Genomic DNA, 13168 nt, shown 5'->3' on the forward strand with positions numbered 1-13168 from the left:
AAAAACGGGCGCAGCCGCTAAAAGCGTATCGGATTCCGTTATAATGGCGGCGATTTGAATAAAATTTGAATAGAAAAGGATTAATTTATGAACCGTCTATACCCCCACCCGATTATCGCCCGCGAGGGCTGGCCGTTTATCGGCGGCGGTTTGGTATTGAGTTTGCTGGTGTCTGCCTGCTGCGGCTGGTGGTCGCTGCCGTTTTGGATTTTCACCGTATTTGCCCTGCAATTTTTCCGCGACCCCTCCCGAGAAATCCCGCAAGACCCCGAAGCGATTTTAAGCCCCGTTGACGGACGCATCGTCGTCGTCGAACGTGCGCGCGATCCTTACCGTAATACCGAAGCGTTGAAAATCAGCGTGTTCATGAACGTTTTCAACGTCCACTCGCAAAAATCGCCCGCCGACTGCACCGTAACCGCCGCCGAATACAATAAAGGTAAATTCCTCAACGCCGATTTGGACAAAGCCAGTACAGAAAACGAACGCAACGCCGTACTGGCGACTACTGCTTCAGGTCGAGAAATTACCTTCGTCCAAGTCGCAGGCTTGGTTGCCCGCCGTATTTTGTGTTACACCAAAGTGGGTGAAAAATTGACCCGCGGCGAACGCTACGGCTTTATCCGCTTCGGTTCGCGCGTCGATATGTATCTGCCGGTTGACGCGCAGGCACAAGTTGCCATCGGCGACAAAGTAACCGGCGTACGCACCGTTTTGGCACGCCTGCCGCTTCAAGGCCCTGAAACTGCGGTACCGACTGAAACCACAACCGCCGCACAAACGGAAACAACCGCTCCGGCGCAAACTGCTGCCGAAGTTGCTCAATCCGAAATCGAAGCGGCTGCCGATAAAGTCCGCAATGCCGCCAAGCAGGCTTTAAAAGATTAACATTCCTACAAACAAAAAAGGTCGTCTGAAAATGAGTTGAGCGGGTCGCGCTCAAACTTTTCAGACGACCTTTTTATATGGCTGCAAGGTCAAAAGACATCCGTCCTTACCATCCCCTGCCCGAATATCCCGAACCTTGCGGAACATAGTATAGTGGATTAAATTTAAATCAGGACAAGGCGACGAAGCCGCAGACAGTACAGATAGTACGGAACCGATTCACTTGGTGCTTCAGCACCTTAGAGAATCGTTCTCTTTGAGCTAAGGCGAGGAAACGCCGTACTGGTTTAAAGTTAATACACTATAACCACCCTCTTCCGATGCAGGCGGATAAGAACCCGGATACAGACCGTCGTCTGAAACAGGACGGCGGTTTTTGCCTTTATCCTTTTCTCTGTCTTTCTTTTTGTCCCTGTCGGGAATGGCGGCATCAATGACTGCGCCCGTACCTTTGACGACAACCTTGCCCGCCGTCATGACGGTCGTTGCCGCCAAATCGACCGCCGCCCTGACGACGCAGCCGTTCAGCGCAAGGCAGACCAAAGGCAGAAGCAAGGTTTTCATCTTTATTTTCATGAATGCGAACATCCGCAATAGCCGTCATGCCCGCCATCGCAGCCCGCCGCGTGTTCGTGCCACGCGTCATCGTCGCCGTCAAACTCTTCCATTTCGTCAAACTCGCCGTTTTCGACCAATTCGACCAGCTCTTCCAAACTTTGCGCCCCTTCCACCCAAAAACACGGAATATCGGGCGGCGTATCGGGTGCCAGCAGTGCTGCATTACCCTCGTGCCAAGCTATCCAATAGCCGTTGGCCGTTTGAACAAATTGCGCGTCGGGATGAATGGTTTCGCCTTCGGTGCCAACCAGCATACGCTCGGCAATTTCAGTCTGATAAGGCAGGATGTTCATAATCTTCTTTCTACGGTCGGTAAAATCCATATTGTAGCCGAAATTTCTACTCTCATTGCGTCCCGCCCATTCCTGCTTGAAGCTTTGTTTCAGGCGGCGCATAATTCCCGCTTATTTTCAATAAATTCACTGCAAAGGAAATCGGATGCAAAACTACCTGACCCCCAATTTTTCATTTGCTCCCATGATTCCCGAACGCGCCCTCGGTAGCCGCGTCTGGGATACCGAAGGGCGCGAATACATCGACTTGTCGGGCGGTATCGCGGTCAACGCACTGGGACACTGCCATCCCGATTTGGTTGCCGCGCTGGCGGAGCAGTCGCAAAAATTGTGGCACATTTCCAATATCTACACGACCAAGCCAGCGCAGGAATTGGCGCAAAAGCTGGTAGAGCATACATTCGCCGACAAAGTGTTTTTCTGCAATTCCGGCGCGGAAGCCAACGAAGCCGCGCTGAAACTGGCACGAAAATACGGGCGCGATCATTTTGGCGGACACAAAACCGAAATTATCTCCTGCCTGAACAGCTTCCACGGCCGTACGCTGTTTACCGTCTCAGTCGGCGGCCAGCCCAAATACAGCAAAGACTATGCGCCGCTGCCGCAAGGCATTACCCACGTTCCGTTCAACGATATTGCCGCATTGGAAGCCGCCATCAGCGAAAACACCTGCGCCGTAATCATCGAGCCGATTCAGGGCGAAAGCGGCATCCTGCCCGCCACGCAGGAATATCTGCAAGCCGCGCGCCGTTTGTGTGATGAACACGGCGCATTGCTGATTTTAGACGAAGTGCAAACCGGTATGGGGCACACAGGCAAACTGTTCGCCTACGAACATTACGGCATTACGCCCGATATTCTCAGTTCCGCCAAAGCATTAGGCGGCGGCTTCCCCATCGGCGCGATTCTGACCACTGACAAAATCGCTCCGACCTTCGGGCCGGGGACGCACGGTTCGACTTTCGGCGGCAATCCGATGGCGTGCGCCGTCGGCAGTCGCGCGTTCGATATTATTAATGCCCCCGAAACCTTGGCTTATGTCGAAAAACAAGGACAAAAACTTCAGACGACCTTGCGGGAATTGGGCGAGAAAACCGGCGTATTTAAAGAAGTCCGCGGCATGGGGCTGCTCATCGGCTGCGTACTGTCAGACAAATACCAAGGTCGCGCTTCGGAAATCACCGCCGCTGCATTGAAACACGGCTTGATGGTATTGGTCGCCGGAGCCGACGTCATGCGCTTTGCTCCCAGTCTGCTGCTAAACGATGAAGATATGGCGGAAGGTCTGAAACGCTTGGAGGCCGCATTAACGGAATGGATAGCCTGATTTAAGAAATTACGAACCAAGGCTTTCTTGGCTATTTCAAAAACTTTTATCAATCACCGTGGCTTATTCATATTAAAGGTCGTCTGAAAACAAGCAAAACAGGTTTTCAGACGACCTTTGTGCGTCTTCCTTTCATCACCTAAAACAACATTTTCCTACATCCCCTGTCATTTGATATTCGTTAAAAAATGCCTTGCCTATTCGTGTTACGCTTCGCAAACAAATTGATTTTTCAAGGGAAAGGAGCAGTGTATGCCGTCATTGAGAACGCAAATCGCCGGTTTTTCTTTTGACAACTGTCTGATGAACGCCGCTGGTGTGGCGTGTATGACCGTGGAAGAATTGGAAGAAGTCAGGCAATCCGCCGCGGGCAGCTTCGTCACCAAAACGGCGACGCTTGAAGCACGGGCGGGCAATCCCGAACCACGTTATCGTGATGTACCGCTGGGCAGCATCAACTCCATGGGTTTGCCGAATCAAGGCATTGATTACTATTTGGATTATTTGCTGAGCCTTCAAGAATCGCAGCCCGAACGGACATTTTTCCTCTCGCTGGTCGGTATGTCACCCGATGAAACACACACGCTGCTGAAAAAAGTGCAAAACAGCGGGTTTAAAGGCATTACCGAACTCAACCTTTCCTGTCCGAATGTCCCCGGCAAGCCGCAAATCGCCTACGATTTTGAAACGACCGAGCGGCTTTTGGGCGAAGCCTTCGGCTACTTCGACAAGCCTTTGGGCATCAAACTGCCGCCGTATTTCGACATCGTCCATTTCGACCAAGCGGCGGAAGTGTTCAACCGCCATCCGCTGAAATTCGTCAACTGCGTCAATTCCATCGGCAACGGCATGTATATCGAGGACGAATCCGTTGTGATCCGGCCTAAAAACGGCTTTGGCGGCATAGGCGGCGAATACATCAAACCGACCGCGCTTGCCAACGTCCACGCGTTCTACCAAAGATTGAATCCGTCCATCCAAATCATTGGCACAGGCGGCGTTTATACCGGTCGCGATGTGTTCGAGCATATCTTGTGCGGCGCGAGCATGGTGCAAATCGGCACGGCGCTGCATCAGCAAGGCGTCGAAGTTTTCGAACGCGTTTCGCTTGGCTTGAAAGCCATCATGGCGCAAAAAGGCTACGAGACGCTCGAAGACTTCAAAGGCAAACTGAAATATCTGGGGTAAGTCTGCTCAGATGAAGGGGAAAGGTCGTCTGAAAACCAGAATTGTGCTTTCAGACGACCTTAGTATTTTGGATTTAGAAATACTCTTCATCTCCCGAACCCGGGTAACTTGCTAAACAACCATTTTCTTTATATGCAAAGCTTTTCTGTGCTTTTTGATTGACATCCCATTCCCAAGAACGGTAAGCGGATCAACACCATCTACGAAAGCGGAACAAACCAATAAGAATCTTTTTCGCTGCCGTATTTTTCCTTTTACCCCACTAAAAGCGAAGTCATACTGAGCGAACCGGCGACAAGGTTGTCGTTGAAAAACGTAATGGAATCATCCGGTTCACGTAATGCCATAATACAAAGAAAAGGCAGATAGTGATCCGGCGTCGGCACGGAAAGCATCGCCTTTTCACCCAGCCGTTCGTAATGAATCAACGTGTCGTCATCCCGTTCAACAATCGCCTGATTGACCGTTTCGCGGAACGCAAACGCCCAGTCATAACCCGCGCCAATTTGATTGATATGCGCCCTGCTCATCACGCTCAAATTATGAATAATATTGCCGCTGCCGATAATCAACACACCCTGTTCGCGCAAAGCGGATAATTTTTTCGCCAAATTGAAATGCCATTCCGCCGATTGCAAGCGGTTGAGACTGAGCTGCACCACAGGAATATCGGCATCGGGATACAGAAATTTCAACACCGCCCAAGCGCCGTGATCAAAACCGCGCGTTGGGTTCAGCCCGACATTTTCCGGCTGCAGCAACGACCGCACTTGCTCCGCCAATTCGGGCGAACCGGGCGCCGGATACTGCACTTGGCTGAGTTCTTCAGGAAATCCGTAAAAATCGTAAATCATTTCAGGATGTTCACCCGATGTAACCTGCAAACGGCTGCTGTACCAATGCGCCGAAATCATCAAAATCGCTTTGGGTTTGGCAAACTTTTGCGTAATCAGGCTGAGATTTTGGTTGAACGGATTTTCCTTATCCAACACATTCATCGGACTACCATGCCCAACAAACAATACAGGCATTTTTTTCATCATTGCCTCCTTAAAATATTTGATGAGGTGGATTGTACGGATAAATGATTAAGCAATAAATCTCAATTTATGAACAATATAATTTCCCAATAGGAAATGATGAAGTATTCTTTGGCTTTGCTGCAAAGTTAAAAAGAGGTCCGAAGATTCGGATTTCAATAGCAATACCTAAATCAATCTAACAAATCTGCCTAAAAGCACTTAATTCTATGACTGATAACTCAACGCCAGAATATTATTTTTTAATAGCAAATTGAGACCTTTGCAAAAAAGCCCTTCCCCCGACAGCCGAAACCCAAACACAGGTTTTCGTCTATTTCCGCCCCTAATTGCTCCTGATTTTACCCAAATATCCCCTTAATCCTCCCCGAATACCCGATAATCAGGCATCCGGGCCGCCTTTTAGGCGGCAACAGACACACTTAGCCTGTTAGCCGCTTTCAACAGGTTCAAACACATCGCATTCAGATGGCTTTGCGCACTCACTTTGAGCAAACCAAAATAGGCTGCCCGGGCGTAGCGGAATTTACGGTGCAGCGTAGCAAAGCTTTGTTCGACCGCATAACGGGTCTTCGACAAATAGCGGTTACGTTTGGTTTGCGCTTCCGTCAGCGGACGGTTGCGGTGGGCTTTGCGCATAATGCCGTCCAGCAACTGATGCTCTTTTAGATGTTGCCGGTTTTCCTTACTGTCATAGCCTTTATCGGCATAGACGGTCGTACCTTCGGCAATGCCTTCCAACAAAGGCAACAGGTGGTTGCACTCATGTGTATTGGCCCCAAGCCGCCTAACGCTCCTCCAGCCCGGCCAAAATCGCACAATCCGGGCAGTCGTCTCCCGCGCAGGCATCGTGCCAGCGTTGCAGCTCGGCCACCATGCCCTGCAAGCGTTCGATTTTGGCTTCCAGCTCGGCGATGTGCCGCGCGGTGAGCGTTTTCACTTCGCGGCTGGTGCGCTGCGGGCTGTGTTGCAGGCTCAAAAGCTGCCCAATCTGCGGCAGCGAAAAGCCCACTTCCCGCGCATGGCGGATAAAGCGCAGCCGGGCAAGGTCGGCCTGTCCGTAGCGGCGGTAGCCCGCTTCGCTGCGCGCGGCCGGGGCGATTAGGCCGTGCTTTTCGTAGTCGCGGATTTGTTTGGCGGAAAGGCCGCTCTCGGCCGCGGCCTGACTGATGTTCATCATGATGCTTGACCTTTACTTCGGGTGAAGCTTTATAGTGGCGGCACTTAGCGGGAAAGCAAGAGCCGACCCATCATTTCAGGCTACCTGAAAGCTTTGGCTGCAACGGGCTTTAAAACCTCAGCCTCATTCCAACAGAAAGGAAACCCTATGCAAACCATCACATTAAACATCGAAAGCATGACCTGCGGCGGCTGCGTGAAAAGCGTTACCAGCATCCTCGAAGGCGTAAACGGCGTGGACAAGGCCGAAGTGAGCCTGGAAAACAAGAACGCCGTCGTGGAATTCGACCCCGCCCAAACCAACCCCGCCGCGCTGATAGAAGCGGTGGAAGACGGCGGCTTTGATGCGGCTTTGTAAATCGAATCGCAACAAATCGACTGCAACACCCCAAAGGCTACCTGAAAACCCTGCTCCGCTTTTTTCAGGTAGTCCAACCACATTCAGAAGGAAGAAACCATGCAACAAAAAGTCCGTTTCCAAATCGAAGGCATGACCTGTCAGGCCTGCGCTTCGCGCATTGAAAAAGTGTTGAACAAAAAAAATTTTGTCGAATCGGCGGGGGTGAACTTCGCCAGCGAGGAGGCGCAGGTGGTGTTTGACGACAGCCAAACCTCCGCCGCCGACATCGCCAAAATCATCGAGAAAACCGGTTACGGTGCAAAAGAAAAAACGGAAGACGCGCTGCCGCAACCCGAAGAAACCGCGCATATCGGCTGGCGGCTGTGGCTGCTGTTCGCCATCAACGTCCCGTTCCTTATCGGTATGGCGGGGATGATGATCGGCAGACACGATTGGATGATTCCGCCGTTGTGGCAATTCGCGCTGGCAAGCGTGGTGCAACTTTGGCTGGCAGTGCCGTTTTACAAAAGCGCGTGGGCGAGTATTAAAGGCGGGCTGGCGAATATGGACGTGCTCGTTACCATCGGCACGGTCTCGATTTATCTGTATTCCGTTTATATGTTGTTTTTCAGCCCGCACGCGGCACATGGTATGGCGCATGTGTATTTTGAAGCGGGCGTGATGGTGATTGGTTTTGTGTCGCTGGGCAAATTTTTGGAACATCGCACCAAAAAATCCAGCCTGAACAGCTTGGGCTTGCTGCTGAAACTTACGCCGCCCCAAGTGAACGTGCAACGCGAAGGCGAATGGAAACAACTGCCCATCGACCAAGTGCAAATTGGCGACCTTATCCGCGCCAATCACGGCGAACGCATTGCCGCCGACGGCATTATCGAAAGCGGCAGCGGCTGGGCGGACGAGAGCCACCTCACCGGCGAATCCAATCCCGAAGAAAAAAAAGCGAGCGGCAAAGTGTTGGCGGGCGCGCTGATGACCGAAGGCAGCGTGGTTTACCGCGCCACGCAGCTCGGCAGCCAAACCCTGCTCGGCGACATGATGAACGCGCTGTCCGAAGCGCAAGGCAGCAAGGCGCCGATTGCGCGCGTGGCGGACAAGGCGGCGGCGGTATTCGTGCCTGCCGTCGTGGGCATTGCGTTGTTGACTTTTATCGCCACTTGGCTGGTGAAAGGCGATTGGACGGTTGCGCTGATGCACGCCGTTGCCGTTTTGGTGATTGCCTGCCCGTGTGCGCTTGGTCTGGCGACGCCCGCCGCGATTATGGTCGGCATGGGCAAGGCGGTGAAACACGGCATTTGGTTTAAAGACGCGGCGGCGATGGAAGAAGCCGCCCACGTCGATGCCGTCGTGTTGGACAAAACCGGCACGCTGACCGAAGGCAGGCCGCAGGTTGCCGCCGTCTATTGCGTGCCCGAAAGCGGCTTTGACGAAGACGCTTTGTACCGCATCGCCGCCGCCGTCGAACAAAACGCCGCCCACCCGCTCGCCCGCGCCATCGTCTCCGCCGCTCAAGCCCGCGGTTTGGAGATTCCCGCTGCACAAAACGCGCAAACCGTCGTCGGCGCAGGCATTACCGCCGAAGTCGAAGGCGTTGGATTGGTGAAAGCGGGTAAACTTGATTTTGCCGAATTAAGGCTACCTGAAAACCTTTCAGACGACGTCTGGCGCATCGCAAGCATCGTCGCCGTTTCCGCCAACGGCAAACCCATCGGCGCATTCGCGCTTGCCGACGCATTGAAAACCGACACCGCCGAAGCCATAGGCCGTCTGAAAAAACACGGCATCGACGTTTACATCATGAGCGGCGACAACCAAGGCACGGTCGAATACGTCGCCAAACAACTGGGCATCGCACACGCCTTCGGCAACATGAGTCCGCGCGACAAAGCCGCCGAAGTGCAGAAACTCAAAACCGCCGGCAAAACCGTGGCGATGGTCGGCGACGGCATCAACGACGCACCCGCCCTCGCCGCCGCCAACGTCAGCTTCGCCATGAAAGGCGGCGCGGACGTTGCCGAACACACCGCGTCCGCCACGCTGATGCAGCATTCGGTCAACCAGCTCGCCGATGCCCTGCTGGTGTCGCAGGCGACGTTGAAAAACATCAAGCAAAACCTGTTTTTCGCCTTCTTCTACAATATATTAGGCATCCCGCTCGCCGCACTCGGCTTCTTAAATCCCGTCATCGCAGGCGCGGCAATGGCGGCAAGCTCGGTGTCGGTGTTGGGCAATGCGTTGAGGCTGAAACGGGTGAAGATTGAGTAATATAGCCGCGTAATATGCCATAATATAGTGGATTAACTTTAAACCGGTACAGCGTTGCCTCGCCTTGCCGTACTATCTGTACCGTCTGCGGCTTCGTCGCCTTGTCCTGATTTAAATTTAATCCACTATATAAAACAAAGGTCGTCTGAAATCCCCTCCCCTCTTTCAGACGACCTTTCTTTTCTAATATGCGGTTTCCAAACGCTTTTTGCGGTACAATACCGCCCTTAAATTTTCCTTATTTCAAAGCACAAACCGCCATGTCAAAAAAAACCAAACAAGAATTAGAGAACAACAAACTCAACAAACGCCTGCGCCACGCCGTCGGCGACGCGATTAACGATTTCAACATGATAGAGCCGGGCGACAAAATCATGGTCTGTCTCTCCGGCGGCAAAGACAGCTACGCCCTATTAGACATCCTGCGCCAGCTCCAAGCCAGCGCGCCGATTGATTTTGAACTGGTTGCCGTCAATCTCGACCAAAAGCAGCCGGGCTTTCCCGAAGAAGTGTTGCCCACCTATCTTGAAAGCATAGGCGTACCGTACAAAATCGTCGAAGAAGACACCTACTCCACCGTCAAACGCGTCTTGGACGAAGGCAAAACGACTTGTTCGCTGTGCAGTCGCCTGCGCCGCGGCATCCTCTACCGCACCGCAAAAGAATTGGGCTGCACCAAAATCGCCTTGGGACACCACCGCGACGACATACTCGCTACCATGTTTTTAAATATGTTTTACGGCGGCAAACTCAAAGCCATGCCGCCCAAGTTGGTGAGCGACAACGGCGAACACATCGTCATCCGCCCGCTGGCGTATGTGAAAGAAAAAGATTTGATCAAATACGCCGAGCTGAAACAATTCCCGATTATCCCGTGCAACCTCTGCGGCTCGCAGCCCAACCTGCAACGCCAAGTCATCGGCGATATGCTTCGAGATTGGGACAAACGCTTCCCCGGCCGCATTGAATCGATGTTCTCTGCCCTGCAAAACGTCGTCCCTTCCCACCTTGCCGACCCCGAGCTTTTCGACTTCGTCGGTTTGGAACGCGGTCAAACCTTGAAACACGGCGGCGACTTGGCGTTTGACAGCGAAAAAATGCCCGAACGCTACTCCGACGGCAGCGAAGAAGACGAAAGTGAAATCAAAATCACCCCGTCCAAACCTGAACGCAAAGTCATCAATATTCTGGCGAACAAGCCAAAAACTTGCGGCGCATAAAACAAAAATCCGGATGCCTTGTCCGGATTTTTTATTTCTTTGCACAAACCTGCCTTGAATCATCAGGACGTGCAACCATAATACGGTGAGTCGTCTGAAAACTGAGATTTTACGGGAAAGACGATACAAACCGTTCCATTTTAATCCGCCGCAAAACATGCAAGCGGAGTTCACACACGCTTTTCCCTTCCATCAAACAAGGACTGTTATGACTGCCATTTTTATCCTGCTCGGTTTAATCGCCATCTGTATCGGACTGCTCGGCACGGTTTATCCCGCCATTCCCGGATTGGGATTGATGTTCGGCGGCGCATGGTTGCTTGCATATGCCGGCGATTATCAGATTTACGGTACAAACACCCTAATTTTTCTCGCCGTTGTCGCCGCTATCGGCACGGCGATGGATTATGTCGCAGGCGCATTAGGGGCAAAATATACGGGAGCCAGTAAAACAGCAGTTTGGGGAGCGCTAATCGGTGGTATCGTCGGCGCGTTTTTTTCCATCCCCGGACTGTTGTTCGGCCCGCTCATCGGCGCGGGTGTCGGAGAATTCTTGGCACGCCGCGATATGTGGCAGGCGGGCAAAGTCGGACTAGGGACGTTTATCGGCTTCATCATCGGTACGGTGGCCAAAATCGGTTGCGCCTTGACGATTGTAATGACCCTGCTCGTTATGTGGGCGGCAAGCTGGTTTTAACCTGATCATCAATAAAGGTCGTCTGAAAATGGTTTTTCAGACGACCTTTTGATTTTTTATCTGATCGGAAAGTTATCCCTTGCCGCAACAGGCTTTGTATTTTTTACCGCTCCCGCAGGGACAAGAATCGTTTCGCCCGATTTTTTCGCCTTCGCGACGTACGGTTTGCGGTTTGTTGATGATGGCCTGCCAATACCAGTAAATATCCAGCAGGACATGCGGCAGGTCGGATTCGAGCTGTGAGAGTTCTTTTTCAGTCAGGTGCAAAATGATTTCTCCGTTTTGCTCTTCATCATAAATGCCGCCCAAAGCCATAATCGGATAGAACAGGTCTTCGAACTCCTCCTGATCGACCGCTTCAAACCAATCGGTCGGCACCACATCCAAAGCATATAGATAGGCGTTACACCAAGTGTACACGTCGGGATTGCCCGCTGCATCTTCATAAAGCCACAAATCGGGCAACATTTTACTGCCGAGCTTGATACGCAAATCAGCCGCCAGTGCCATCACCAAACGCTCGATTTCGGTACGCTCTTTCGCGTCAAACAATGATTCTTCACCCAAAACTTCAGGCAGCCAATCGTTCGGATTTAAGGCATCGGGACCGCTCAACAAAGCCATCATAAATGCCTGTACCTCATCGCAGCGCATGGTGTTGTGTTGTTCCGATTTGGCATCGAGCAGCTGCATCAGGCGCACGCGGGATGTCTCGTCAAATGCTTGTAATTGCATGATTTTTCCTTATTTTGAATGATGTATCCGTTATCCGAAAGGTCGTCTGAAAACCTGTTTCAGACGACCTTTTCATCAACCCGGCCTATTTCGAACTGCTGCCGAACAAGCCTTTGAACCACAATACGATATCATCCCACATCCGTCTGAACCAGCTGCCTTCTTCAACGGAATGGAGTGCGACGACGTTTTTCTCGGTAATGACTTTGCCGTCTTTGACGATTTTAAGTTTGCCCAAGCTTTGACCTTTGCGTATCGGGGCGACAACGGGCTGGACGGTTTCTAAAATCGGTTTGATGTTTTGTCCGGCATCGTGGGGAATCGTGATGTACACGTCTTCGAGGAAGCCGACGTTCACCGATTTGCTGCTGCCTTTATAAACTTTGACCTTAGAAATGATTTCGCCGCCGTTGTAGAGCTTGGGCGTGTCGAATGCCTGCAATGCCCAGTTGAGCAGTTTGCCGCTTTCGGACGCGCGTGCTTCGGTAGAATCGGTACCGACAACGATGGAAACGATGCGTCTGCCGTTGCGTTTGCTAGAAGCGGCAAGGTTGTAGCCCGCGCTTTCGGTGTGTCCCGTTTTCAGGCCGTCCACGCTGGAGTCGCGGTAGAGCAAAAGGTTGCGGTTTGGCTGCTCGACATTGTTGTATTTGAAGGATTTAATCGAAAATACGGGATAGTATTTCGGATAATCGTGTATCAGCGCGGCAGACAAAATGGCTAAATCGCCGACGGTGGAAACATGACCTTCGGCAGCCAATCCGGTCGGGTTTTTAAAGTGGGTTTTGGTCATGCCCAAACGCTTGGCTTCTTCGTTCATTTGTTGGACGAACACGTCCACCGAGCCTCCTCCCATGGCTTCGGCAAGCGTGGTGGCGGCATCGTTGCCGGATTGGACAATCATGCCTTTAATCAAATCGCTGACGCTGGCGGGAACTTTGGGATTGAGGAACATCCGCGAGCCTTCGATTTTCCAGCCTGCATCAGACACGGTCAGCATTTGGTCGGCGCGCAATGTGCCGTTTTCCAAAGCCTTGAACGTTAGATAAGCGGTCATCATTTTGGTCAGCGAAGCGGGTTCGATCTGCGTGTCGATGTTGCTGGAGGCAAGCACTTGATGGCTGTGCAAATCGGTAACGATGTAGGCGGCAGCGGCAATGGCAGGCGGCGCATCGGGGCTGTTGATGCTGGGCATCATGGCTTCGGGCTGGGATGCGGCGGCAGGAGCCGGCTCGGAAGCGGCAACTGCGGGAGCTGCGTTATTTTTGGCCGCTTGCGGCGCGGCTTGCGCGGCGGTAATCATCATCGCCGCGATCAATACGGATAATGTTTTTTTCATTGGAATGTGGTGCGGAAATAG

The 13168-nt window shown here is 52.3% G+C and carries 13 protein-coding genes and 1 pseudogene; 7 read left to right on the plus strand and 7 right to left on the minus strand.

Annotated elements, in window-relative coordinates; genetic code table 11:
• Nucleotides 1-87 precede the first annotated feature (87 nt).
• Nucleotides 88-888, plus strand: a complete 801-nt coding sequence (locus DBY90_RS09920) for a phosphatidylserine decarboxylase (protein WP_107987108.1) — start codon at nucleotides 88-90, stop codon at nucleotides 886-888.
• Between the two features lie 261 nt (nucleotides 889-1149).
• Here DBY90_RS09920 and DBY90_RS09930 read toward each other — a convergent pair whose 3' ends face one another.
• Complete coding sequence (locus DBY90_RS09930; RefSeq protein WP_411713480.1) at nucleotides 1150-1452, minus strand: NF038104 family lipoprotein; 303 nt, start codon at nucleotides 1450-1452, stop codon at nucleotides 1150-1152.
• 8 nt (nucleotides 1453-1460) lie between these two features.
• Entirely contained in the window at nucleotides 1461-1799 is a 339-nt protein-coding gene (locus tag DBY90_RS09935; protein WP_039855944.1) for a hypothetical protein, read from the minus strand.
• 145 nt (nucleotides 1800-1944) lie between these two features.
• Between DBY90_RS09935 and DBY90_RS09940 the strand changes: the two genes are divergently transcribed.
• A complete protein-coding gene (locus tag DBY90_RS09940) occupies nucleotides 1945-3126 on the plus strand; it encodes an aspartate aminotransferase family protein (RefSeq protein WP_070493246.1) in 1182 nt (393 codons plus the stop codon).
• A gap of 252 nt (nucleotides 3127-3378) precedes the next feature.
• Nucleotides 3379-4314: a dihydroorotate oxidase gene (locus tag DBY90_RS09950; RefSeq protein WP_070493243.1), complete on the plus strand. Its 936-nt coding sequence runs from the start codon at nucleotides 3379-3381 to the stop codon at nucleotides 4312-4314.
• Between the two features lie 254 nt (nucleotides 4315-4568).
• Here DBY90_RS09950 and ygiD read toward each other — a convergent pair whose 3' ends face one another.
• From ygiD to cueR, 3 genes and pseudogenes are all read right to left on the minus strand, one after another.
• Complete coding sequence (gene ygiD, locus DBY90_RS09955; RefSeq protein WP_070493240.1) at nucleotides 4569-5354, minus strand: 4,5-DOPA-extradiol-dioxygenase; 786 nt, start codon at nucleotides 5352-5354, stop codon at nucleotides 4569-4571.
• Between the two features lie 402 nt (nucleotides 5355-5756).
• A pseudogene (locus DBY90_RS09965) lies at nucleotides 5757-6131 on the minus strand (transposase); the annotation flags it as partial.
• Between the two features lie 10 nt (nucleotides 6132-6141).
• Complete coding sequence (gene cueR, locus DBY90_RS09970; protein ID WP_049229623.1) at nucleotides 6142-6534, minus strand: Cu(I)-responsive transcriptional regulator; 393 nt, start codon at nucleotides 6532-6534, stop codon at nucleotides 6142-6144.
• Between the two features lie 147 nt (nucleotides 6535-6681).
• Here cueR and DBY90_RS09975 point away from each other — a divergent pair, with 147 nt between their 5' ends.
• From DBY90_RS09975 to DBY90_RS09990, 4 genes are all read left to right on the plus strand, one after another.
• Entirely contained in the window at nucleotides 6682-6891 is a 210-nt protein-coding gene (locus DBY90_RS09975) for a heavy-metal-associated domain-containing protein (protein WP_107987112.1), read from the plus strand.
• A gap of 99 nt (nucleotides 6892-6990) precedes the next feature.
• Nucleotides 6991-9156 (plus strand): heavy metal translocating P-type ATPase, encoded by a 2166-nt coding sequence (locus DBY90_RS09980; protein WP_070492548.1) that lies wholly within the window; start codon nucleotides 6991-6993, stop codon nucleotides 9154-9156.
• Nucleotides 9157-9416: 260 nt separating this feature from the next.
• Nucleotides 9417-10376 carry a tRNA 2-thiocytidine(32) synthetase TtcA gene (ttcA, locus tag DBY90_RS09985; RefSeq protein ID WP_003742981.1) on the plus strand — a complete coding sequence of 320 codons (960 nt, stop codon included), beginning with the start codon at nucleotides 9417-9419 and terminating at the stop codon, nucleotides 10374-10376.
• A 208-nt stretch (nucleotides 10377-10584) separates the two neighbouring features.
• Nucleotides 10585-11073, plus strand: coding sequence for a DUF456 domain-containing protein (locus DBY90_RS09990; RefSeq protein WP_039855941.1), 489 nt, complete (start codon nucleotides 10585-10587; stop codon nucleotides 11071-11073).
• A gap of 72 nt (nucleotides 11074-11145) precedes the next feature.
• Here DBY90_RS09990 and DBY90_RS09995 read toward each other — a convergent pair whose 3' ends face one another.
• Both DBY90_RS09995 and DBY90_RS10000 read right to left on the minus strand, forming a co-directional pair.
• On the minus strand, nucleotides 11146-11808 hold the full coding sequence (locus tag DBY90_RS09995) for a YecA family protein (RefSeq protein ID WP_003742979.1): 663 nt from the start codon (nucleotides 11806-11808) through the stop codon (nucleotides 11146-11148).
• An 85-nt stretch (nucleotides 11809-11893) separates the two neighbouring features.
• Nucleotides 11894-13147, minus strand: a complete 1254-nt coding sequence (locus DBY90_RS10000) for a D-alanyl-D-alanine carboxypeptidase family protein (RefSeq protein ID WP_107987114.1) — start codon at nucleotides 13145-13147, stop codon at nucleotides 11894-11896.
• Between the last annotated feature and the right edge of the window lie 21 nt (nucleotides 13148-13168).

The organism is Neisseria mucosa (genome assembly GCF_003044445.1).
Taxonomy (GTDB): Bacteria; Pseudomonadota; Gammaproteobacteria; order Burkholderiales; family Neisseriaceae; genus Neisseria; species Neisseria mucosa_A.